The organism is Clostridioides sp. ZZV15-6388 (assembly GCF_020657755.1).
GTDB lineage: Bacteria > Bacillota > Clostridia > Peptostreptococcales > Peptostreptococcaceae > Clostridioides.
Genome location: NZ_JAGWCU010000038.1, coordinates 1 through 24,727 on the forward strand (window position 1 = coordinate 1; position 24,727 = coordinate 24,727).

Below are 24,727 nucleotides of genomic sequence, written 5' to 3' on the forward strand. Positions count from 1 at the left end.
TATCGAGAAAAACAATCGGTAGTTTAAATAGAAATAAAGCAAGATTAAAAGTTGCAAGACTTCAAGAACATATAGCTAATAGGCGAAAGGATTTTCTACAAAAACTATCTACTAAATTAATACAAGAAAATGATATTATTTGCATAGAAGATTTACAAGTAAAGAATATGACTAGAAATCGTAAATTATCTCGTTTAATTTCTGATGTGTCATGGTCAGAATTTGTTCGCCAATTAGAATACAAGGCTAATTGGTATGGTAGGCAAATTGTAAAGGTAGGTAAATTCTTTGCAAGTTCACAAATATGCAATAAATGTGGGTACAAAAACGAGGAAGTTAAGAATTTAAATATAAGAGAATGGATTTGTCCTTGTTGTAATGTAACTCACGATAGAGATATAAATGCAAGTATAAATATACTAAAAGAAGGATTAAGACTAATAACAGTTTAAAATAGATAACTTATGTAAGAACCGTAGGAACTACGGGGATAGCCTGTGGAGAATTGGTAAGACATATTTTAGTATGCAAAATTCTATGAAGCAGGAACCCTGTGACTTTAGTCATGGGAGGTTCAGTGTTCGTAAAGTAGATGTTAAAGATAGACGAAAGTTTCAAATATTTTTAACAGATTTAGGCAGAGAATTAGAAGAGCCATTAAATAAAATTGCAGACATATATGCAACAGAGACATTTAAATCTATTTCAGATGAGGAACTGTCTTTATTTACTGAAGCTTTGGATAAACTCAGTAAATAAGTATAAATTATGTTTTAAGAAGTCTTTTTAACTCATTGATGATACAAAACAATAGAAAGAGGGATAAGGATGAGTTCTAAGATTTATTATTTTTCTGGAACGGGAAACTCTTTAGTAGTTTCAAAGACTTTAAAAGAAATGTTAAATGAAAATGGAGAATTAATACCTTTAGCTATACATAGAAAAGAAAGAAATATAGACGTAAATGAAGATATCTTGATAATTGTTTTTCCAGTTTATTTTGCTGATGTTCCTGATATAGTAAAGTCTTTTATAGATAAATTAAATTTTAATAGCAATCCCGATATATATGCTATTGCTACATGTAATGGAGTGGCTGGCCATAGTTTGTTTACTATAAACAAATTACTTAAGAAAAAAGGAAAAGAGCTATCTGCTGGTTTTGTAATTGATATGCCTGGAAATGCTTTGACAACACCTTTAGATGTTGAAGAAGAGAGACTAAGAAACTTTACTAATAGAGTGTCAGAAATAACAAAGTGTATCAACAACTTAGAGAGTGGAAAGATAGAAGGAAAAAATAATTTAAAGTCATATGTAGACAGTTTTACACTTCGTCTAGTGGGTAAAAACATGCAGATTGCCACTACTAAATTTTTTGCAGAAGATAAGTGTAATGGGTGTGGGACATGCAAAAGAGTTTGCCCATTAGAAAACATAAGTATAGTTGACAGAAAGCCAAAGTGGGGTAATGAGTGTGAAAGGTGTTTAGCCTGTTTCCATTGGTGTCCCAAAGAGGCAATTAATATAAAAAAATTGTTTTTGACAGATAGGAAGAAGTATCACCATCCAGACGTTACTGTGAAGGATATATTTTTAGATAAATAGATAAGTTTAATTTATTTAATGATGGACAATATTAAAATTTAGTGATAAATAATATAAAAAAATTTAAATTTACTATAAAAAAGAGTAATATAATTATACATTATAGCTTGAAAAGTAGAGTGCCTCAAAGCGTTTTTGATGAGGCACTTTTTTATTATTTTATAAGTTCTATCATTTTTTGAATATCTTCTGAGGCCATTTCGAATTTTGATTTTTCAATCAATAAGTTTCCACCAGTCATAATATATGATGGAAATATTCGTAAATTATCATAGTAAAGTTCGCTATTACGAAGTTTATATGTTGAAATAGAAGGAACTGCATTCTTTTTTGTATGTTTTTTAGTAATCATATTAAAAGATTTTTTTGCTACATCTCCCATCAACATTATTACTTTTAGATTACTGAATAATTTAATTTCTTCTTCTAAAATAGGCATGTGCGATTGAATGGTGTCACGAGTTATTGTATATTCTGATTTAGGTAATTTTACTGCATTAGTTATATATATGCCTAGATTTAAAATCTCATTTATACTAGATACTTTTGTACCTGCATTTTGGAATAAAGGGATTGTAGTTTTTAAGTAGTCAGCATGCTCATCTAAACTATAAAAATCATCATTAGGATTACTTGGGACAACTTCGTTAATCATTATAGTTTTTATAGAGTCTGTATCTATTGTTATATTGGGAAGATATGATAAGATTTCATTATCCTCAAAAAGATTATTATTTTTAATAAATTCATTTAAAGTTGATTTTATATTTATCTTCATATGTTTAACCTCCTTAATTTTAAGCATTAAATACTATAAAAAGTAATTGTAAAGCAAAAGAATTTTAAAAATATAATAGCACAATAAACATGACAACAGAATGTCATGTTTATTAAATAATAACTTATCTAAATTTAGAATTTATTAAAGCAAATGCTTGTTCATAATCATCTTTATGTACATAAATTGAGTATTCATAGGAAAAGTCTTCTTTTTGACCCAAATTTCCAAGAACCATTTTATTATTAGAAAGTCTTTTAGAGTAAACATTATTGCGTACTTTATATTTATATTCAATTTTATTCACTGATAATATATCACATATTTCGTTAAATTTATCTAAGGAATATCCTTTGAAAAGTTCAATTCTATTTAAAAACATAAATATGCCCTCCAGAAATAATATTAATCTATTACCATTATAAAAGAAATTAATTCTAAACTGTTATAAACCAAAGATAGCAAAATTACATTGACTTGTAAAGTTTTTAGAAGTAGGATAGAAATATTAAAATTAATAAACTAAGGTTTTTAAATGAAATGTATCAATAAGATTACATAAAGATGGGATGGAGATTTTATATGAAAAAAATGCCAGAAGAAAAAATAAATACAGATACGCAGGAAATATCACAACAAAAAGTTAGAGAATGGAAATCTGTATATGAAAAATATAGAAGTACTTTAAATGTAAATTCTAAGTCTACTTTAGAATTAATAGAATATTTAAAACAAAAATATACACTAAAAGAAGAAGCTTCGGAAGAATTTAACAATGTAGTCATTAATAATATTAAGTTAAATAAACCTTTTTCAAAAAAGATACCGAGCAATAAAGAATTAAAACCTATTGTATTTACAATTCAAAATGAAGGAAACGCAAAGACTTTATGTGAAAATCAGGAAGAAGTTTATAGTGCTTGTTCTATTGTTGTGGGTATGGAATTTGAAACAGGCTGTGTTTTTGTGGAAGGGAGTAGTGAACTTACTGATGAAATAACTGTATTTAAAGGATTAGATGAAGATGATATAAATAATTATTATCTAGTAGCAAATTATGTTAGATGTCTAAAGAAATATAATCTTATAGATTAATAAATACTTTAAATTAGGTAGAGTAAATTTAGTATAGTTAATTTACATACAGTAAAGCTTATAAGTATAACTTATAAATATAAAATTAGATAGAGTTGCCAAAGTAAAATTGGCAACTCTATCTAATTTTACTTTGGCAACTTTATTTTTTTGTAAATATTTTTACTTAAAGCATAAAAGAAATGACTTTATAATACTATATATGGTAATATATGACTAATATAATTGGAATTTATAAGGGGTTGGCTTTCTGTGCAAAAGGTTATTAAAATCATAAAGAAAATGTACTGGATGGGCTGTATTGGAATTGTTGGTACAATATTAAATATTAAATTGTTGGAACTTTTTTATTTATTTTTCTTACTTGCTATTTTAGATTTTATTTTATCGCTTATTTTAGTATTAAAATGTGATGATGATATGCAAGAAGTAAAAGACTTAAAATTTCTTTTTCAAAACATTGGTATGTTAATAGGGATACCAATTATTTACTTGAGAAATCTATTTCGATTACCTAATGTCTACAATCACAAAACAGTGAATGGTTATATTCTTCCATTCAATGGAAGATGGCTTGTTGCAAATGGAGGAATTGACAAAGAAAACTCACACTCTTGGGGAATATGTAATCAACGATATGCTTATGACTTTGTTATAGAAAGAAACGGAAAATCATATTCCAACAACAGAACTTCTGTAACTGATTATTTTTGTTACAATCAACCTGTTATAGCACCTGCCGATGGTATTGTAGTGGAAATTAAGAATAGTTTTGAAGACACTCCTATTTCTAATAAAGTAGAAGTACAATGCTCTGCTTCGGATATAAGGGGAAATTATATTGTGATTAAGCATACATCAAATGAATACAGCACAATAGCACATTTAAAAAAAGATAGCTTTATAGTCAGTGTAGGTGATTTTATAAAGCAAGGACAGCAAATAGCAAGCTGTGGAAATAGCGGAAATACAAGTGAGCCACATATACATTTTCAAATTCAGCAAGGTAAGAGTTTTTTGTTTTCAGCAAGTTTACCTATATACTTTGACAACATTATAAATTGCACAGAAGATACAGATGTTCATTATATTACTGGAGGACAGACTGTAGAAAATCAAAAGAAATAGATAACTGTGGATTTAAAAGTCAATTAATGTGATTTTTATAAAAAGTGTTTGATTTTACAAATTGTATTAAACTCATATACTGTTTTTACTAATTTGCTACTTTTAAACTCTAAAATATACCAAGATATGAGAAAATATGTAAATAGACACTAAATGAAAACATAAAAAAGACCATAAATAAAGGAGATACCAATATTTGTGGTCTTAAAGATATATAATCAAAAAAGCTATAGAATTATAATTTGAAAAAGATAATTTATTATGTTTTATTTGTAGATATTAATTTATTATTATCATTCTATAATATCTATACAATCAATAATATCCATTTTTTTAATTTTTCTTAAAGGAATAAGAGTGGCTATAATACATGCAATTATAGCAACAAGTGTAGCTTGTGAAATCGAAATAATTGGGATATTAGTAAAATCAATTTTTTCTATAGTGGCCATGTTTATTATAACAGCACTGGCATATCCTGCAATTGAACCAAATATAGCAGCAAATATTCCATAATAGCAACCTTCCCATAAAAACATTTTGTATAAACTACTGTTACTCATACCAATAGCTCTCTTAACTCCAATTTCATTAATTCTAGTATTAATGTTTGTATGAGTTGTGTTAATAATGTTTAAAGTGCCAATCAATCCTACAAATAGTATAATGGCCCATGCTAAAAATTGTATTTGTTTAAAACTTTCTTTAAGTTGGTTGTCTGATTCAATGTACGATATCCAACGAGAGCCTGGATTGTTTTTACAAATTTGTTCAATAGATAACTTTATTTCTTCTAAACTTGATTTATCTTTAGCATAAACATTTATCTGACTGAATCTATCTTTATTTGTTAGGGTGTCATATACAGTATCATATACAATAACATCAATACCATTTAACCAACCATTACCTTGTAAATTAATCATTTTATCTACAGTATTATATACTTTTAATTGTTTTTTATTAATTGTAATATTATCCTTTGGTTTTAGGTTTGTAGCCTTAAATTTTGTGTCTGGTGTAGAAATAGCAATTGGATTTTTTATAAGGCATAGAGAACCATTTTTGAAATCCTCTAATAAAGAATCTGTGATAGAAGGTATTAATTCTTTAAGAGTTTGCTCATCAATTCCAATAACTTTTAACATTTCAGAACCATTTTCAAAGTTAATATCTGTATTTATTTCTCCTTGTTTATATTCAGAGTATTTGATAAAAGAGGTACGATTGATATTTTTCATGTTAACTATTTTATCAAGTGTAGATTTATCAAAGCCAGGCACTTCATTTGTTAAAGAAAAATCTCCTTTTTTTAGGTCGCTAACCGATTTGGATACATCTAATACATTAGAAAATTCACTCAGTGCAACAAATACTGTTATACTCATAAATAATGATAGTATAGTGATTATAGTTCTACCTTTATTTCTTTTTAGGTTTAGCCATGCTAGATGTCTTTCGAAGTTTTTGATTGGTTTTTCTCGTTTAATTTTAATTTTTCTTTTGATTTTGGTAGTGTTACCAGCCATAGCAATTTTAGGAGAAACATGTGAAGCATATATTGCTGATGGTAAAGCTGCAACAAATGAAAATACTAGTGAAATACCAACGCTTAATAATAGTGGTATTAAGTAGCCTGTTGAATTTTTATGTATAAGTTCAGTCATTTCTTTAGTATTATTTACTAAAAATATATCTGGATTTAAGATATTTGTAACCATTTTAGCTATACTTTCAGAAGAAACAATTCCAATTATGGCTCCAATAGGTATAGCAATAACACATAAAAATAAAATTTGTAAAATAATAATTTTATATAGTTGATTTGGTTCAGCTCCAATTGCTCTTAAACATCCATACTCTTTAATTTTCTTTGTAACAGAAATCTTTAAAATATTATAGATTACAAGTCCAGAGGCTAGTAGTACTAATAGTGCAACAAATAAAGATATTACTATAATTATAGATATGCTATCACTATTGGAACTGTTTTTATTTCCTTCAAAGTTAATTCCTAATGTATTTAAATAAACCCAGTTGTATTGAATTGAACTACGAGGAATATTGACTTTTCTAGCTAATTGATTTACAATTTCTTGAAATTTATTTTGTTGCTTTATTTTAAAATCCAATGATGATAAAGCATATCTTTTAGGTAATAGCTTTTCTGATGTACCTTTACCTACAACACTATTTACTATTCCACTTGCATAGCCTGTATAGTCATTTTCTAAAATACCACTTAGTTTAAAATTGGTTTTATAACTATAGGGTTGTTCTGTATCATTTAAAAGTGAGATATTTAAATCCATAGGAATAGTCATACCAAGCTTTGGTTTTATTCCCATAAGCTGTAAGGTATTTTCATCTAAGGCAATCTCATTTTTATTTTTAGGAAGATTTCCAGACTTTAATTTCATTAGTTTTGGATAGTTGGAAAGTCCTACCTTATCGTATTCTTTTACAAGTATAGAGATACCTGTATTCTTTATTTTACTAGTACCAAGTGTTGTTGAAAGACCAGCTTGATAGATTCTATTATCTTTTTTTAGTTTATCAACTTGAGTTTTATTAAGCTGGTGAAAGGATACATGTCTATCACCATTAAAAGAGCGAGCTTGCTCAGTTCTTAAATTTTGAAGTATACCAATTGATTGACCTACTACAGTTGTCATTATAGTCGACATCATTATTGCAATAATAATTAATGTAGTCATAAGTTTTTGGTTTTTTAACTCTTTTATTGAAAGTGAAAGGTAATTTTTCATTACTATTTCACCTCCATAAGTATACCATCAATTATTGAAAGCTGTCTGTCAGCAAGCTTTGCAATCCTATCATCATGAGTTATTACTACTAGAGTCTTTTTAAATTGCTTTGATGTTTTAATAAGAAGATTCATAACTTCACTACCACTTGTGCTGTCTAAGTTTCCTGTAGGTTCATCAGCAAATATTACATTTGGCTTTGCAATTAATGCTCTAGCAATGGCAACTCTTTGTTGCTGACCTCCTGAGAGTTCATGTGGAAGATGATGCAATCTATCTGAGATTCTAAGCAATGATGAAATTTCATCTAAGTATTTTTTGTCAGGTTGTCTTTTATCTAATAATACAGGCATTGAAATATTTTCTGAAGCTGTCAAAACAGGCAATAGATTAAACTGTTGAAATACAAATCCAAAATATTTTCTTCTAAGAGTGGAAAGTTCCTTTTCACTATATTTATACATATCTTTCCCATCAAGTAATACTTGTCCAGATGTAGGACTATCCAATCCACTTAAGATATGTAAAAGTGTACTTTTTCCACTTCCAGAAGGTCCAATGATAGAAACAAATTCACCTGTATTTATTTCTAAATCAATATTGTTTAATGCAATAACTTTGTTGTTATTAGAACCATATATTTTTGATAATTGTTTTGCTTTTATAATCATAAAAACACTCTCCTTTTTTGTATAAGAAGAGTGTAAGTTATAAAACTCAATTTTTTCTCAACTTTTTATATAAATAGAAGTAAATTCTAGATAAAAAGAATATATTTATGTTTAAGATTTTATCTTTTATTAATTATCTACTTTTATAGGGTGCATGTTAATAAAGCTTAAAAGTTTATTATGTTTTATACAAGGAAATCCAGATAAATCCAGATTAAAAATTAAAGTATCTCTAGTCTTTTGTTGAGAACTTTATTGTAATTTTAGCACTACCAATTAAATTATTTTCAACAAAAATAGAACCTCCATGTTTTTCACATAATACTTTAGATATATAAAGACCCATGCCAAAATTTGAGTTGTTATTATTTAAAGTCTTATCTTTATAAAAAGGTTTTAATGCTGATTTGAGAGATTCTTCACTAAATCCCACACCATCATCTTCAATTACAAAAATAAGGAATTTTTGCTCAAGGTATATAAGTATAGATACTTTATTTTTTGCATATCTAAATGCATTTGATATTATATTTTCAATAACTCTATGAATAATATTTTCATCAAATAATATGTTTATATTGTCCACCTTATTTGTAAGTTTAAAAGATTTTCCAGTTTGCTTTGATAAAATAGATATATTACTATCTAAATTTTCTATAAAATCATTTATATTCAATATAGTTTTTGTAATAACTATGTCTTCTAATCGTTGAGCATTACTCATACTATTTACATAGTATTCAATTCTGTCAATATGTTCAGACATAAGTTGTGTAGTTGATAAAATTTTTTTATCACTAAGTTTTCCTGTTGGTATGTATTTTGTTAAATAGTCTGAGTATCCTTTTAGAACTGTTAGGGGATTTCTTAAATCATGAGAAAAAGCAGTATTAAGCTGTTTTCTATCATCTATCATGGTCCACATTTTTATATTATTTTTATTTAGTTGGGACCTCATTTTCTCGAAAGCATTGCACAGATTACCTAATTCGTCATTACTCTTATATTCTAAGTAAAAATCTAAGTTATTATTGGATATTTCACTTGCTCCTTTATTAAGTATTTCAATAGGTGTCTTTAATTTTACCTTATAAAAAATTATATCAGCCAATAATAGAAGCCCTATAAAAAATACAAGTGGGAGTACAAGCTGAAGTGTACTAATAATATTAATCAACACTTTATCAAAATCGCTGTATTGATTTATATTATTTTGCATTATGGTTATAGTTTCTGTGTATAAGGGAGTTTGTAAATATTTGTCTTGTATAGAGTGATATATATAATTAAGTAAAATGTATGAGATAGTTGTAAGTACTGATGCTATAATTAATGAAGATAGAGTGAGAAAGAAAAAAGATTTTTTTAATGACATATTTTTTATTTTATCCATTTGTAACCAGCTCCCCATACCGTTTCTATGTAATTTTCAAGGGTATATTTTGATAATTTAATTCGTATTTTTCTGATATGTTCCATTATAACATCACTATTTCCATTGTTATCATAGCCCCATATTCTATCATAAATCCTCTCCCTATCAAATACTTGACCAGGATTCGTAGAGAGAAGTTCTACGATATCAAATTCTTTTTTCGAAAGTGAAACTTGATTATTATCAATAGAAATTGACCTTTCTTCATAATCTATTACTAAATCTTTATAAAATTTGACTTTAGTGTGATTTGATTTTCTTTGTTCACGTCTTAAATGAGCAGAAACTCTTGCACCAAGTTCTTCTAAATCAAAAGGTTTTACAATATAATCGTCAGCACCAACACGAAAACCATTAAGTTTATCAGTGTTTTCAATTTTAGCTGTTAAAAACAAAATAGGGCATGATATATAATCTCTAATTCTACTGCAAACTTCAATTCCATTTATTTCAGGCATGTTTATATCAAGTAGAATAATGTCTGGATTTTTAGATATTTTTTCTAGTGCTTCTTTTCCATTATGGGCAGTGTAAACTTCATAATCATTTATTTCAAAATAATCCTTTAATAAAGTGATGATACCTTCTTCATCATCTACGACGAGTATTTTACTGTTCATAAAAATTCTCCTTTCTAAATAAAACTTTTTAAACAACTTTTATTTTAGTATAAAAATCTCAATAATTTCTCAAATTATTAAATCTACATAAAAATATGCTATTTTTAGTGATTAAAATCAGTATATTTTTATATACTAAATAAATCAAGTGTCTAATTATTGGAAAATTTAAATATTAAAAGTGATAAACCATATATTTTTGCTGTAGTAACTTGTGGAGGCGTGATAGGTGGAAGCGCAATTTATGATGTGGATGCTTTGTTGAAAGAGAAGGGTCATGGACTAAATCTAGGTTCAAGGATACAGATGGTTTCTAATTACATTTGTGAGTTTAAAATAAAAGATGATAAAAAAATTGACAATTTACTTAGAAAAGCAGAAATCAAGGTTAATGAAGTGTCAGAAGATATTGTAAATAAGAAAAATAATAAAATTGGCAGAACAAATTTTATATACAAAAAGTTTTATAAAAAATATATTTCATCTTGTGCAAATAAAGACAGGCATTTTTCAGTTGAAGATAGCTGTATAGAATGTGGTATTTGTTCAAAAGTATGTCCTGTAAATAATATAGATATTGAGGAGGGCAGACCGAAGTTTTTACACAATTGTGAACATTGTTTAGCATGTGTACATTGGTGTCCTAAGCAAGCAATTCAATGGAAAGATGTAACTAAAAATAAAAAGAGATACCAAAATCCAAATATAAAGTTGGAAGATATGATAAGTGAGAAAAATAAGGATATTTAATAAAGGTAATAACTACTAGTAACCAATTAGTAATTAAGAGTAGTTGGTATAATTACAATAATAAAAACCCCATAAACATTTTAAATAATTAATTTATGGGGTCATATAATTTTTTATTTTAAAATATTAAGTTCATATAAGTCTGTTCTTCTATGTTTAAGTAATGGCAATTGTTGTCTTATATTAGGAATTAAATCTCTATTAATATCAGCATAGATAATGCATTCTTTTTCATCAGCCTGAGCGATAATTTTTCCCCAAGGGTCTGAAATTCTTGAATTACCAAAAGCTATGTAAGAAGCATCTTTATTTCGAGCAGGTGCAGCACCAACATAGAACACTTGATTATCTAAAGCACGCATTCTGATAGATAATTCCCAATGTGCAGGTCCAGTTGTCATATTAAATGCTGCTGGCAAGATAACTATTTCTGCACCTTCAATAGCCATCAAACGTGATAATTCAGGGAAACGAATATCATAGCAAATAGCAATACCCATTTTTCCATATTCAGTATCTATTATAGTAACATCATTTCCAGCAGTAAGAGTATCAGATTCTTTAAAGCTAACTTTTCCTGTAACTTCAATGTCAAATAAGTGCATTTTACGATGTTTTCCAATTAAAGTTCCACTTTTATCAAATACATAACAAGTATTATAGATTTTGCTATCTTCTAATTCTGGAATACTACCAGAAATTAGATAAATTCCATGTTTTTCAGCTAGTTTACTCAATGTATTTGTTGTTTCACCTGGATATTCTTCAGCAAATTTAGGAAAGTATTTATTTTCATATGGACAGTTAAACATTTCTGGTAAAACCACAATTTTAGCTCCATTATTGGCAGCTTCTGTTACCATTTCTACAGCATGATTAATATTTTTAATCTTATTTTCTGTAGTCATCATCTGACATACTGCAATTTTGTAGGAATTCATAAAAATTACTCCTTTCGATATTTTTATGTTATTATAACATATTAAATAAAAATTAGATATAAATACAAAATATGTAAGTTGAGTATGTTATATAACTGAAGAGTACAAATTACTATAGATATATATTTTAATTTATACTCTTATAATTTATATCATATCACTATATTGACTTTTTTTACCTATGTTGATAGTATTATTTTAAAGACAATAAAATAATAATAGAGTTTTATAGGGTTCCGCAATTATTAATGATTGGTCTGGTCCAAGATAAAACCCACAACATAATTTTGTTGTGAACACGGAAGGATAAAAACCTGGGAGATATTTTATAATATTTCTCAGGTTATTTTATTGCTAAAAAAGAGATATATTATTTGAAAAGAGGGATGATTTTATGAAATGGTTATTTTTATTTATTGCAGGACTATTTGAAGTGTTTTGGGCATTTCAATTAAAAAATTCACATGGATTTTCTAAGTTGACTCCAAGTATACTTACTGTTGTTGGGATGATTGTTAGTTTTTATTTTTTATCATTGGCACTTAAACATCTTCCACTTGGAACGTCATATGCCATATGGACTGGAATTGGTACAGTTGGAACTGCTATTGTAGGCATTGCTCTTTTAAATGAACCAGTTAATATGGCTAGAATTTTATGTATAGGTCTTATTGTAGTGGGGATTGTAGGATTGAAATTATTATCTACCAACTAATAAGTATGAATTACGATAAATAGTAGGAGATGATAGTTATAGAGTATATAAACTAAAATATTTTAACAACAAAATAAAAAAGCTATGAACTTAGAAATTATAAAATGTTTTAAAGTAATTAACATTTTATAGAATTTCTGCTTCATAGCTTATTTTTATTTATAAGTTTATTAGATTTTTATTTGAAAATTATATGTATATATTCTGTATAATTATTTTGCTAATAATAAAGCAGTTAAATCCATAGGGTCAACTATTACACCATCTTTATAAACACGCATATTTCCAGATGCTATCTCATCTATTAATATTACTTCATTATTGTAGAATCCAAATTCAAACTTAATATCATAAAGTTCAAGTCCTTTTTCAGCTATAGTATCACGAACTATGTTAGAAATTTTTTGAGTCATACTCTTCATTGAATCGAATTGAGCTTGAGTCATAATATTTAAAGCTTCTAAACCTTCAGATGTTATAAGTGGGTCACAACGGTCATCATCTTTTAAAGTTGCTTCTACATAACAATCTAACTTAGCTCCTTCTTCAACACATGAACCATAACGACGTAAGAAACTACCAACAGCTCTATAACGACAAATAACTTCTAATCCATTACCAAAAACTTTTGCTGGTAACACTTCCATAGTTGCATCTTCTAAATTAGCACTTACATAATGAGTTTTAATTCCAGCATTGTTTAGAATTTCAAAGAACTTAACAGATGTTTCTAAATTAGCCTTACCAATTCCATCTATGCTTAGCCCTACAGTATTTTCACCTGGATCGAATACACCATCTTTGCCAGTTACATCATCCTTAAATTTAAGTAAGCAATTTCCATTATCTAATTCAAAAACATCTTTAGTCTTTCCTTGATACACTTTTTTCATAAACAACCTCCAAAATATTAAATTATTATATTGAATAAGGCATTAGTGTCAAAAAAGTTCTGGTATTCGTATAAAAATTTATATTGATGCCTTACATTTAATATTATATCACAAAAATAGAGAATTTTTCCGAACATTTTTACAAAAATAACAAAAAAAGTACACTTTATAAAAAAGTTTAGAAAAGTGCCAAGAAAGAAAGTGAGTGTCATTTGTATTAACACACATAAGTTTTTGTAGGAAATTTTTTTGACACACTTTGACACACATATAATAATAGTCTGATAAATGGCATGAAACCTATATTTACAAATATTGGCATAAAAATTGCTTTATATATTTTACATAAAAAAGATGAGTATATATCTAAATAAAATAAACAATAGAGGTGGTTAATGTGAAGTCAGTTAAGTTCTATGGTGTAAGAGATACAAGAGTCGAGAATGCAGATATACCTAAAATATTAGAAAAAGATGATGTAATAGTTAAAGTAAAAGTTGCTGGGATATGTGGCTCTGATATATCGAAATACTCAAAGACAGGTCCTCATATGGTTGGAGAAATCTTAGGTCATGAATTTTCAGGAGAGGTAGCAGAAGTTGGTATAGAAGTAAAAGATTTTAAAATAGGAGATAGAGTTGCTGTTTGTCCAGCTATGCCATGTTTTGAATGTGATGAATGTAAAAAAGGGCTGTATTCAAGATGTAATAATGTAGCAATAATAGGAAATAAAGAGCTTGGAGGATGTTTTGCTGAATACACAAAGGTAAAGGAGAGAAATTTAATAAAAATACCAGAAGAAATAAGTTATGAAACGGCTGCTGCTTTAGAGCCAGTGTGTATAGCAGGACATGGACTTTTTAGGTCAGAAACTAAGGTGGGAGATACTGTTGTAGTACTTGGAACAGGACCAATAGGCTTGTTTTCAATACAATGGGCAAAAATATTTGGTTCTACAAAAATAGTGGCTATAGATGTATTTGATGAGAAATTAGAATTAGCGAAGGAATTAGGAGCAGATATTTGTATAAATGCAAAAGAAAAAAATATTGTAGAAGAGATAAAAAAATTAACTAATGGAGCTGGAGCAGACATTGTTATTGAATCAGCAGGGACTCCAATGACATGTGGTCAGGTATTGTTATTAGCTAAAAAAGGTGGGACAGTACTTTATGCAGGAGTACCATATGGAGATGTAGCTTTAAGCAGAGAACAATTTGAAAAGATAGTGAGAAGTGAGCTAACTGTGAAAGGAACTTGGTTTGGAAATTCATTTCCATTTCCAGGAAAAGAATGGAGTGCTGGCTTGTATCATATGCAAAAAGGTGACATGAATGTTGAAAAATTGGTGACACACAGAATAAATTTAGATGAAGTGCCAGATTATTTTGAAAAAATATACAAAAGAGATATTTTCTTTGGTAAGATAATGGTTAATGTGGCTAATTAAGGTAGAGTAATAAAGATAGTAATTTATAGTGTATATAAAAAAGTTAAGAGAGGTATGATTCATATGGCAGGAATAATTATAGCTGCACATGGGAATATGGCTAAAGCAATGTTAGAAAGTGCTGAATTAATAGTAGGGAAACAAGAAAAAGTAGAAACTTTAGGATTAAACCATGGTGACAGTATAGATGAGTTTAGTAGAAAATTAGAAAATGGAATTGAAAAATATAAAGATGAAGGTATTTTAGTATTACTTGATTTTTATGGAGGAACTCCTTTCAATACATCTGCTGTTATAATAAACAAATTTGCTAAGGACTGTGAATTGGAATGTTTAACAGGTGTAAATTTGCCTATGCTTTTAGAACTGTTTTTAAACAGAGATACTATGAAGTTAAAAGATTTAAAAAGTTTATGTGAAGAAGTTGGAGCTTCAGGAATTAAGGACGTAAAAGCAGCTTTAAAGATATAAAATAAATTAAAATTTTGGAGGAATTATTATGAGCAATATAGCGTTAACAAGAATTGATGATAGGTTAATACATGGTCAAGTTATCACTGCTTGGTGTAAGATTACATCAGCAAAGAGAATAGTAATAGTAGATGATTTAGTTGTAAAAGACCCATTTATAGTACAAGTCTTACAAATGGCAGCACCTTCAACTGTTAAGGTTGAAGTGCATGATATAGAATCAGGTGCTGAGGTTTTAAAATCATATGATGGAGATGAGAATTTAATAGTATTAGTTAAATATCCTAAAACTGTTTTGGGTCTAGTAAATAATGGAGTAGATTTAAAAGAGTTAAATGTTGGGGGTATGGGAGCTGGTCTTGGAAGAAAAAGTTTTTATAAAAATATATCAGTATCAGATGAAGAGAAAGAAATATTTAAGGAATTAATATCAAAAGATGTTAAGTGTTTTATACAAATAGTTCCAGATGCAAAGAAAATTGATGTAGGAACATTATTGTAAGGCCTATTTTGTAAATATTTAAAAGTAAATAAGGAGGAAGAACATGCAAATTTCACTAATTCAAGCAGTTTTAATAGCAATTTTTTATTATCTTTCTTGGAGTCCATGGCTAACTTATGTTGGATTTTTTACATGGAATAGACCTTTATTAGCTGGATTTGTAACAGGAATTATACTAGGAGACCCAGTTCAAGGAGCAATTATAGGTGCAGGTATAAATATGATATACTTAGGATTCATATCAGCAGGAGGGGCTCAAATGGGAGACCCAGCTTTTGCAGGATATGTGGGGACTGCTTTAGCTATAGCATCTAATTTGGATGTAAGTACTGCAATGGCAATAGCTGTTCCGCTAGGTACTGTTGCAACTGTGCTTTGGATAGGTAAAATGACAGTAAATTCTTTTTTTGCACACTGGGCAGATAGAGAGGTTCAAAAAGGGAATATAGATAAAGTAGCATTTATAAATATAGTTCCACCTCAGATACTATTGTTTGTAATGAGTTTTATACCAGCGTTATTAGTTGTTTATTTTGGGCCAAATGCAATAGATGGAATGTTAGAAGTAATGAATGATAATGTATTACATGTATTCAATGTAATTGGAGCTATGTTACCAGCGCTAGGAATTGCTATGAACTTAAAATTAATTGGAAATAAGTTTACTATGCCATTTTTCATATTAGGTATATTAATGGCTGTTTATTTTAAAATAGATATAATAGTAATATCTGTTATTGGAGTAATACTTGCTCTTACAATTACTTCAATTAAATATGGAAAAGATGGTGCGACATCTTAAATATATAAGAAAGGGGAAAATATTATGTCAAATACAAAAAGTCAAGTAGCTAAGAAAACGTTAAGCAAAAAAGATGTGATAAAGTCATGGCTAAGATGGTTTTTCTTTGCACAATCCAACTACAATTATGAAAGATTACAATCAACAGCATTTTCACATTCAATGTTACCAGTACTTAAAAAACTATATCCAGATAAAGAAGAGTTAAAGCAAGAAGTAGAAACTCACTTGGCATTTTTTAATACAGAGCCTATATGTGGATGTGTTATACATGGAATAACAATAGCTATGGAAGAAGAAAAAGCTAATGGAGCAGATGAAATAAGTGGTGATGGTATGAATGCCATAAAGACAGGTTTGATGGGACCATTGGCAGGGATTGGAGATACTTTAACTCAAGGAGTTATAACACCTATAGTATTAGCTGTTTGTATTGGTTTAACTGAGGGAGGAGCATCAATTGCAGGACCGATATTATTTGTATTAGCTCAATATATAATAATGACTTCAATTTCATTTGGAATGTGGACAAATGGTTATAAGTATGGTAAAAAAGCTGTTGAAAGTATACTTCAGGGTGGAATAGTAAATAAAGTTATAGAAGGTGCTTCTATACTAGGGACTTTAGTTATGGGCGGACTTGTAGGTAGATTTATTAATTTATCTACACCAATAAGTTATACTAGTGGAGATTTTAAATTTAGTCTTCAGACAGATTTACTTGATAAGATATTTCCTGGATTAATTCCTTTGGTACTTACTTTGTTAGTGCTTTTAGCTTTAAAGAAAGGTCTTTCTCCAATAAAAATAATGGGTATATTGATAGTGGTAGGTGCTATTACAGGTATATTAGGATTATTTTAAATAAATGCATATGATGTATTAATGAGGATTTTAGATAAATTGGCTATATCTATAAAATACAATAGTAATTAGGGTAAATTAGATTTTCAATAGATTAAGATTTAAGCTTAGATAAGCTATGTAGAATATATAATTTTGTAAAAGGTATCTCAAAATGATTTTTTAATTGTAAATGAGGTACTTTTTTATTTATGGACTTAGTATTAAAGCTTATCTGTACTGTATTTTATATTGAGCTTTAGTAATAATTGTAAACTTCCTGTAACATATATTTTATATAATTGAAACAATGGATATAATATGAAATATAATAAATTTAGGGATGTGAATATATGAATATATTAATTGCTGATGATGAAGTGAGTATGATTAAGATACTTTGTGCTTATTTTAAAAAAGAAGGCTTCAATGTATTTACTGCAAAAAATGGCGAAGAAGCTTTAAATGTTTTTTATGAAAATAAAATAGACTTAGCAATACTGGACTGGATGATGCCAGTAATTGATGGAATAGAGGTTTGTAAAGAGATAAAAGAAAATAGTAATACAAAGGTACTTATGTTAACAGCTAAAAGTCAAAGTGAAGATGAAATCGAGGCACTCAATATAGGAGCAGATGAATATGTTAAAAAGCCATTTGACCCTAGAGTTTTAATAATAAGGGCTAAGAAATTGGTAAATTATAAAGATACAATTAATATAAAAGATTTAAAAATAGATTTTGAGTCAAATAAAGTTTTTAAAGGTAATGATGAACTACTATTGACTAAAAAAGAATTGGAATTAATGCGCTGTTTAGTCAATAACAAAGGAATAGTGTTATCTAGGGAAAGACTTTTAGATTTAGTCTGGGGATTGGATTATGATGGAGATTTTAGAACAGTAGACACTCATATAAGAAGACTTAGAACAAAAATAGGAGAAGATATAATAAAAACTTACAGAGGATTAGGATATAGTCTGGAGGATTTTGATGACTAAACTAAATAAGAAGTTATCTATAAGTATATCAATAGTAGTTGTAGTCGTTTATATAATATCTATAGTTATAAATAGTATGTTTATTCATAGGTATTATTTACATGAAAAAAGAAATGTATTGAATAATATTGAAAATGAAATAAAACATAAGGATATGAATAAATTAAAGTCAAATATTGAATCAATTGAAGAAAAAAGCAATACAGCCATTGTATATGTAACATTAGATAAAAATTACAAAGATAAAAATAGCATAGATAAAATAAATGAAGATTTACTAGATGCCTTTTGGAATAAAGGTTTGAGCTTAAATAAATTTTGGATTGAAGGAAGTGTTTTAAAGGATATTGACAATAAAAGTATTAATAAAATATATAATCAAGGAAAAACCAAATATAGTCTACTAGTAAAGTTTATGAAAAAGGATAATTATTTATTTGCTATATCTATACCAATAGAACATTCAGAAGAAACAATTGGTATAGTAAATAGATTTAATATAATAATGGGGATATTTTCAGTAATTATAATAACTATACTTACATTTATACTGTCAAACAGAATTATAAGGCCTATGGAAAAATTAAAGCTTTTATCTAAGGATATATCTGAGTTAAACTTTAGAACTGAGGCTATAAAAACGAACGATGAAATAGAAGAGTTAGCTTATAGCATAAATATAATGAGTGTAAAGCTTGAAAAGGCACACAATGAATTAAATAAAAGGAATGAAAATTTGAAGTCTTTTATATCTGATGCATCTCATGAAATGAAAACTCCAATAGCACTTATAAAAGCATATTCTATAGGCATGAAAGATGGCTTGGATGATGGTACTTATACAGATACAATAATTGAACAGGCAGAAAATATGTCTAATACAATAAATACCCTTTTATATTGGGCTAAATATGAGAAAAAAGAAGTTAGTTTGTGTGAAGTAGATTTAAAGGAAAGACTGCTAAAGAATTTAAAAAATTATGAATTATTGATATCTAAGGATAATATAAGTGTTAAATGCGATATAGAAGATAAAAATCTTATAATAAATTCTGATAAAGATAGTATAGATATGGTACTTAATAATCTGATTAGTAATGCAATAAAGTATACTAGTGATAATGAGATAGAGATTAATCTTTTTAGAGATAAGGATAAGATTATTTTATCTATAAAAAATGGAATAGATTATGATAGAGAAGATGAGATTGATAATATATGGAAGCCTTTTTATGTCTTAGAGAAGTCAAGAAGTAAAGAACTTTCAGGTACTGGTCTTGGTCTTACAATAGTCAAGACTATACTTGAAGAAAATAATTTTAGATATAAGGTTGAAATTTATGATGGAAAGATAGAGTTTTATATTATCTTTATATAAGCTTTATATTATTTTTATATTGTCTCATAAAGATACAACAAAATAAAATATAAATATAAAAAATAATTTAAAAAACATCAAATTAATTTGTTTTTCATATGGATAAAATTGGTTGATTAATATATAATCATAAGTATAAATAATGAAATTTATTTATAAAAGAAGTAGCACTTTTAATTCTAAGAGCTACTTTTTTTTACATAAAATCTACTATTTTACTACAATTCATTAACATAAAAATTAAACTCACCTTAAAATTTAAATTTACTAATTTTTCAATTAATTAGAAAATATACATATTCCTTTATAATAACTATAATATAAGAAAATAATAAGTAAATTATATATTAATTATGAAATCATTATAGTTAGAAAACCTCTTTAAAATTAGTCTTTAAGTATCCATTAGAATTAAAACGGGAACAAAAAGAAGCAATTAGGTACTACTAATGGACAAGGGGGAAATATAATGAAAATACCAAAGAAGATTGCTGCTATGCTTACAGTTACTATGATAGCTGGAAGTTCTACAGCAGGCATAGCTAGTGCGCAAACAGTAGCAACAAATTTAACAGGACAAGAGAGATATGAAACTGCTGTAAAAATAAGTCAAGATGGATGGAAAAATGCTGATGAGGTAGTAATAGTAAATGATTCATCTATAGCAGATGCTCTATCCGCAACACCATTTGCAAAGGCAAAAAATGCTCCTATACTTTTAACAGGTAAAGATAAATTAAATGATAAGACAAAAGCAGAGTTACAAAGATTAAAAGCTAAGAAAATATATTTAATAGGTGGAACTTCTGTATTAAGTGCAAATATAGAAAAACAAATAAAAGATTTAAAAATATCTTTTGAAAGAATATCTGGTGCAGAGAGATACCAAACATCTTTAGAGTTAGCAAAGAGATTAGATGCAGTAAGTGATGTTAAGAAAATAGCTGTAGTTAATGGTGAAAAAGGGCTTGCAGATGCAGTAAGTGTGGGTGCTCCAGCTGCACAAAATAATATGCCAGTAATACTTGCTGATTCTAAAAATGGAACAGCAGTTGCAGATAAATTTATAAAAGATGCAGGAATAACTCAATCTTATGTAGTAGGTGGGGAAAGTTCAGTTTCTGAAGCTGTAAAAAATAAACTACCAAATAGTACAAGATTAGGTGGAACAGATAGAAATGATACAAATGCAAAAGTAGTAAAAGAATTCTATAAAAAGACAGATTTAAAAAATGCATATGTAACTAAAGATGGTATGGCTAAACAAGACCAACTTATAGATGCATTAGCAGTAGGTGTATTAGGTGCTAAAAATCAATCGCCAGTAGTTTTAGTTGGAAAAAATCTATCAGCTTCACAAAAAACTTTAGTTAACTCTAAGAGTTTTGATAAAATAACTAAGGTTGGTGGAAATGGTAATGAAACAGCATTTAATGAAATGAAATCATTACAAGAAGTAAGTACAGTTGAGGCTAAAACAATTGCTGAATTAAAATCAGCTGTAGATAAAGCAACTGCTAATGATGTTATAAACTTTAAACCAACTAGTGAAGTTAAAGAAGCATTTACAATACAAACTGACAAAGCAGTAACAGTGAACTTAAATGGTACATATACAAAGACTGTAACTATCAACATGCCTAATGGGGATGTAAATAACTATGCAAAAGTAGATGATGTAATTATAGATGATGTTAAAGATGGAACTTTTGTTAACTATGGAAAAATAACTAACTTAAAAGTTAATGATAAAAATGGAGCTAAGATAGAAAATAATTCAAAAGGTGAGATTGGTAGTTTAACAGTAGCATCTGGAGCAAGTCAAGTAAAAGTAAATAATGGTGGTAAGATAACTACAGTTACAAATAATTCTAAAGGAACTACTATAGATAATAAGGGTACAATAAGTACTGTTAAGGGAGACAATTCTCCATCTATAAGTGGAAATAATCCAGGTTCTAACTCATCAGGAGGAAGTTCATCAAGTGGAGGTTCTTCAGGAGGAAGTAGTAGTGGAGGAAGTTCTTCTAACCAAAATCAAACAGCAGTAAATAAAGAGGCTGCAAAAATAACAAGTGTAGCTGCACCAGCAAAAGATGCAACTAAATTAACTATGCCATCAGTATCAAGTGGATATACAATAGCAATAAAATCATCAAGCAACGAGAATGTTATAAAGAAAGATGGAACAATAGTACCACAAAATACAGCAACAACAGTGAAACTAGTATTTAAAATAACACATACATCAAGTGGAAAAACAGCAGATACTAAAGAAATAGGTGTAGTAGTACCAGCTAAATCAACAGATGAAGAATTACAAACAGCAGTAAATAAAGAGGCAGCAAAAATAACAAGTATAGTTGCACCAGCAAAAGATGCAACTAAATTAACTATGCCATCAGTATCAAGTGGATATACAATAGCAATAAAGACTTCAGATAATGAGGCAGTTGTAGATAAAAATGGAACAATAGTACCACCAGATGCAGAAACAAAAGTTACATTAGTATTTACAGTAGAGCATACATCAAGTGGAAAAACAGCAGATACGAAATCAATAGAGGTAACAGTACCTGCTAAAACAGCTGTAGATACAGACCAAGAAGCAGTAGATAATGAGGCATCAAAAATAACAAGTGTAACTGAACCAACAAAAGATGCAACAACACTAACTATGCCAACAGTACCAAGTGGATATACTATATCAATAAAATCATCAACTAATGAAAATGTTATAAAGAAAGATGGAACAATAGTACCACCAGATGCAGAAACAAAAGTTACATTAGTATTTACAGTAGAGCATACATCAAGTGGAAAAACAGCAGATACGAAATCAATAGAGGTAACAGTACCTGCTAAAACAGCTGTAGATACAGACCAAGAAGCAGTAGATAATGAGGCATCAAAAATAACAAGTGTAACTGAACCAACAAAAGATGCAACAACACTAACTATGCCAACAGTACCAAGTGGATATACTATATCAATAAAATCATCAACTAATGAAAATGTTATAAAGAAAGATGGAACAATAGTACCACCAGATGCAGAAACAAAAGTTACATTAGTATTTACAGTAGAGCATACATCAAGTGGAAAAACAGCAGATACAAAATCAATAGAGGTAACAGTACCTGTTAAAACAACAGTAACAACTGTATCCTCTTTATTAGGTAGAATAGCAGTAAATCTTTTTAATTTCAATAAATAAAACTAGTATGTAAAATGGGCTGTAAGTAGATTTGTATAAAAACAAATTTACCTACAGCTCTTTTGGTATACTAAAGTAGCAAATTTTGAATAATATTCATATGAAAAATTTAAAAACTATACCTTTAAAACTTCACATAATATTCATATGAATTCTCTATTAAATTCACACACAAGAGTTATTATATAAACATAGAAGATAGTAAAACTAGCTTAAAAACATAATATAATACCCTATACAAAATAGTGGCAACTCTCCCTCACATCCTCAATTGTTGCCACTATTTTAATTTTTTTGTAAAAACACAACAACAAAAAACCCCACCATACAGTGGAGCTTTCCATAATTTTCAACTTTCATTCAATCTCTTAACTTTTATCTAAGCACTAAGCCTTAAAACAAACAGAATTTCTGCCTTCAAGCTCTCTATTTATCTTAGCGACCTTAATCTTAATCTTGTCCTTCAAAGGAATACACCCTATATTGCTTTCACTTCTCACATTAACACTTCCAACAAACTTACCAGAATCATTATAATACTTTGCAACACCAACAATATCTCCCTTATTGATAGGATAACTCATACTCTTAAACACTATCTTAGGATTGATATTCTCATTATCTGAAACAACACCATATAAATCTTTATCTACCTTAACTTTTATCTTAAAATCATCAATACCATCAACACAAGGAGTTTCTATAGTATCCCCCTTATGAGCTATTTTTTTAGAATGGAAATTGTCTTTACCATACTTCAATAAGCTAGCAGAAGAAGAAATTCTATTCTTCTTATTACCATCACCAAGTACAACACCTATTAATCTATGATTTCTTTCATTTTTAGCATCTTTAGGTACCATCATAGAAAATGCAAAACAATATCCAGCATTATCTGTATAACCTGTCTTTATTCCATCAACACCAGGAACTGAAACAAGTAGAGGATTTGTATTGTAGTGTGTAAAATCTTTTTTAGTATCATTATAAACTTGCATAGTAGTTATTCTAGTAACCTGACTTTCATAATGGTCATACATATACTTTCCAAGAGTAACTATATCATGAGCTGTTGATATGTTCTCGATAGGAGGCTCTTTACGTTCTGGGTCAGTATATCTAGGAAGACCATTTGGATTAAAATAATACGTATCATGCATTCCTATTTCTTCAGCTTTCTTATTCATCATATCTACAAAATTCTTTTCATCTTTACCAATGTATTTCGCTATGGCCATAGCAGCATCATTTCCAGAAACAAGCATAAGACCTTGCATAAGCTCCCCTAGAGGTATTTCATCGCCATCTTTAAGCTTACAAGTAGAACCTCCAACAGAGGCTGTAGACTTGTCTATTTTTACTATATCAGTTTCTTTAACTTGATTCTTATCTACTGCCTCTATTGCAAGTAAAAATGTCATCATCTTACTTAAGCTAGCTAGAGGCATTTTTTCGTCGCTATTTTTTTCAAATAATATTCTTCTAGTATCTTGGTCTATAAGCAATGCTGCCCTTGAAGAATTTGGGACTGGTGGATTATCTGCAAATGAGAATCCAGGTGTTATAAATGTAAAAATTAATGCAAGTATTGCTAAAAGTTTTATTTTTCTTTTCAAAATTTCATCCTCCATTTCATATACTAATTATGTGCGCAAGATAGG

23 protein-coding genes, 1 pseudogene and 1 riboswitch are annotated in these 24,727 nt (G+C 28.2%); of the genes and pseudogenes, 15 read left to right on the forward strand and 9 right to left on the reverse strand.

Annotated features, from left to right (window positions below; all coding sequences use genetic code 11):
• The 3 genes from KGF48_RS17055 to KGF48_RS17065 form a co-directional block, all read left to right on the forward strand.
• A partial coding sequence (locus KGF48_RS17055; protein WP_227868306.1) for a transposase occupies window positions 1-452 on the forward strand: 452 nt, incomplete at its 5' end.
• An 85-nt stretch (window positions 453-537) separates the two neighbouring features.
• Window positions 538-759, forward strand: coding sequence for a hypothetical protein (locus KGF48_RS17060; RefSeq protein ID WP_227830495.1), 222 nt, complete (start codon window positions 538-540; stop codon window positions 757-759).
• A 69-nt stretch (window positions 760-828) separates the two neighbouring features.
• The gene (locus KGF48_RS17065) at window positions 829-1,608 is read left to right on the forward strand and encodes an EFR1 family ferrodoxin (protein ID WP_227868307.1); all 780 of its coding nucleotides are present in this window, start codon (window positions 829-831) and stop codon (window positions 1,606-1,608) included.
• 154 nt (window positions 1,609-1,762) lie between these two features.
• Here the strand turns inward: KGF48_RS17065 and KGF48_RS17070 are convergent, their stop codons facing one another.
• Both KGF48_RS17070 and KGF48_RS17075 read right to left on the reverse strand, forming a co-directional pair.
• On the reverse strand, window positions 1,763-2,386 hold the full coding sequence (locus KGF48_RS17070; RefSeq protein ID WP_227841278.1) for a uracil-DNA glycosylase family protein: 624 nt from the start codon (window positions 2,384-2,386) through the stop codon (window positions 1,763-1,765).
• Window positions 2,387-2,510: 124 nt separating this feature from the next.
• Window positions 2,511-2,768 (reverse strand): hypothetical protein, encoded by a 258-nt coding sequence (locus KGF48_RS17075; protein ID WP_227841277.1) that lies wholly within the window; start codon window positions 2,766-2,768, stop codon window positions 2,511-2,513.
• Window positions 2,769-2,968: 200 nt separating this feature from the next.
• Between KGF48_RS17075 and KGF48_RS17080 the strand changes: the two genes are divergently transcribed.
• Window positions 2,969-3,481: a hypothetical protein gene (locus tag KGF48_RS17080; RefSeq protein ID WP_227868308.1), complete on the forward strand. Its 513-nt coding sequence runs from the start codon at window positions 2,969-2,971 to the stop codon at window positions 3,479-3,481.
• 252 nt (window positions 3,482-3,733) lie between these two features.
• Window positions 3,734-4,609 (forward strand): M23 family metallopeptidase, encoded by an 876-nt coding sequence (locus KGF48_RS17085; RefSeq protein ID WP_227841275.1) that lies wholly within the window; start codon window positions 3,734-3,736, stop codon window positions 4,607-4,609.
• Between the two features lie 293 nt (window positions 4,610-4,902).
• On the opposite strand, the gene KGF48_RS17090 is transcribed toward KGF48_RS17085, so the two are convergent.
• From KGF48_RS17090 to KGF48_RS17105, 4 genes are all read right to left on the reverse strand, one after another.
• Complete coding sequence (locus KGF48_RS17090; RefSeq protein WP_227841274.1) at window positions 4,903-7,377, reverse strand: ABC transporter permease; 2,475 nt, start codon at window positions 7,375-7,377, stop codon at window positions 4,903-4,905.
• Between the two features lie 2 nt (window positions 7,378-7,379).
• A complete protein-coding gene (locus KGF48_RS17095; protein WP_227841273.1) occupies window positions 7,380-8,048 on the reverse strand; it encodes an ABC transporter ATP-binding protein in 669 nt (222 codons plus the stop codon).
• A 232-nt stretch (window positions 8,049-8,280) separates the two neighbouring features.
• Window positions 8,281-9,441, reverse strand: coding sequence for a sensor histidine kinase (locus KGF48_RS17100; RefSeq protein ID WP_227868309.1), 1,161 nt, complete (start codon window positions 9,439-9,441; stop codon window positions 8,281-8,283).
• The gene (locus KGF48_RS17105; RefSeq protein ID WP_227830394.1) at window positions 9,429-10,103 is read right to left on the reverse strand and encodes a response regulator transcription factor; all 675 of its coding nucleotides are present in this window, start codon (window positions 10,101-10,103) and stop codon (window positions 9,429-9,431) included. The genes KGF48_RS17100 and KGF48_RS17105 overlap by 13 nt, the downstream gene beginning before the upstream one ends.
• A gap of 159 nt (window positions 10,104-10,262) precedes the next feature.
• Between KGF48_RS17105 and KGF48_RS17110 the strand changes: the two genes are divergently transcribed.
• Window positions 10,263-10,853 carry an EFR1 family ferrodoxin gene (locus tag KGF48_RS17110; protein ID WP_227830395.1) on the forward strand — a complete coding sequence of 197 codons (591 nt, stop codon included), beginning with the start codon at window positions 10,263-10,265 and terminating at the stop codon, window positions 10,851-10,853.
• Window positions 10,854-10,966: 113 nt separating this feature from the next.
• Here the strand turns inward: KGF48_RS17110 and KGF48_RS17115 are convergent, their stop codons facing one another.
• Window positions 10,967-11,794: a carbon-nitrogen hydrolase family protein gene (locus tag KGF48_RS17115; RefSeq protein WP_227868310.1), complete on the reverse strand. Its 828-nt coding sequence runs from the start codon at window positions 11,792-11,794 to the stop codon at window positions 10,967-10,969.
• A gap of 217 nt (window positions 11,795-12,011) precedes the next feature.
• A riboswitch (guanidine-I (ykkC/yxkD leader) is annotated at window positions 12,012-12,117 on the forward strand.
• Between the two features lie 71 nt (window positions 12,118-12,188).
• Between KGF48_RS17115 and sugE the strand changes: the two genes are divergently transcribed.
• Window positions 12,189-12,509, forward strand: coding sequence for a quaternary ammonium compound efflux SMR transporter SugE (gene sugE / locus KGF48_RS17120; protein ID WP_227830397.1), 321 nt, complete (start codon window positions 12,189-12,191; stop codon window positions 12,507-12,509).
• A gap of 212 nt (window positions 12,510-12,721) precedes the next feature.
• Here sugE and KGF48_RS17125 read toward each other — a convergent pair whose 3' ends face one another.
• Window positions 12,722-13,402, reverse strand: a complete 681-nt coding sequence (locus tag KGF48_RS17125) for a phosphoribosylaminoimidazolesuccinocarboxamide synthase (RefSeq protein ID WP_227830398.1) — start codon at window positions 13,400-13,402, stop codon at window positions 12,722-12,724.
• Between the two features lie 397 nt (window positions 13,403-13,799).
• Between KGF48_RS17125 and KGF48_RS20760 the strand changes: the two genes are divergently transcribed.
• From KGF48_RS20760 to KGF48_RS20765, 8 genes and pseudogenes are all read left to right on the forward strand, one after another.
• Window positions 13,800-14,852, forward strand: a complete 1,053-nt coding sequence (locus tag KGF48_RS20760) for a galactitol-1-phosphate 5-dehydrogenase (RefSeq protein WP_227830399.1) — start codon at window positions 13,800-13,802, stop codon at window positions 14,850-14,852.
• Between the two features lie 54 nt (window positions 14,853-14,906).
• Window positions 14,907-15,323 (forward strand): PTS sugar transporter subunit IIA, encoded by a 417-nt coding sequence (locus KGF48_RS17135; RefSeq protein WP_413894824.1) that lies wholly within the window; start codon window positions 14,907-14,909, stop codon window positions 15,321-15,323.
• A 28-nt stretch (window positions 15,324-15,351) separates the two neighbouring features.
• A complete protein-coding gene (locus tag KGF48_RS17140) occupies window positions 15,352-15,825 on the forward strand; it encodes a PTS sugar transporter subunit IIB (protein ID WP_227830401.1) in 474 nt (157 codons plus the stop codon).
• Between the two features lie 43 nt (window positions 15,826-15,868).
• Window positions 15,869-16,627 (forward strand): PTS sugar transporter subunit IIC, encoded by a 759-nt coding sequence (locus tag KGF48_RS17145; RefSeq protein ID WP_227841047.1) that lies wholly within the window; start codon window positions 15,869-15,871, stop codon window positions 16,625-16,627.
• 24 nt (window positions 16,628-16,651) lie between these two features.
• On the forward strand, window positions 16,652-17,491 hold the full coding sequence (locus tag KGF48_RS17150) for a PTS system mannose/fructose/sorbose family transporter subunit IID (RefSeq protein WP_227841048.1): 840 nt from the start codon (window positions 16,652-16,654) through the stop codon (window positions 17,489-17,491).
• A gap of 332 nt (window positions 17,492-17,823) precedes the next feature.
• Window positions 17,824-18,471, forward strand: coding sequence for a response regulator transcription factor (locus KGF48_RS17155; RefSeq protein ID WP_227841049.1), 648 nt, complete (start codon window positions 17,824-17,826; stop codon window positions 18,469-18,471).
• Window positions 18,464-19,849 (forward strand): sensor histidine kinase, encoded by a 1,386-nt coding sequence (locus KGF48_RS17160; RefSeq protein WP_227868311.1) that lies wholly within the window; start codon window positions 18,464-18,466, stop codon window positions 19,847-19,849. The genes KGF48_RS17155 and KGF48_RS17160 overlap by 8 nt, the downstream gene beginning before the upstream one ends.
• A gap of 469 nt (window positions 19,850-20,318) precedes the next feature.
• A pseudogene (locus KGF48_RS20765) lies at window positions 20,319-21,890 on the forward strand (cell wall-binding repeat-containing protein); the annotation flags it as partial.
• Window positions 21,891-23,452: 1,562 nt separating this feature from the next.
• Here the strand turns inward: KGF48_RS20765 and KGF48_RS17170 are convergent.
• Window positions 23,453-24,697: a D-alanyl-D-alanine carboxypeptidase family protein gene (locus KGF48_RS17170; protein ID WP_227841191.1), complete on the reverse strand. Its 1,245-nt coding sequence runs from the start codon at window positions 24,695-24,697 to the stop codon at window positions 23,453-23,455.
• Window positions 24,698-24,727: the final 30 nt, after the last annotated feature.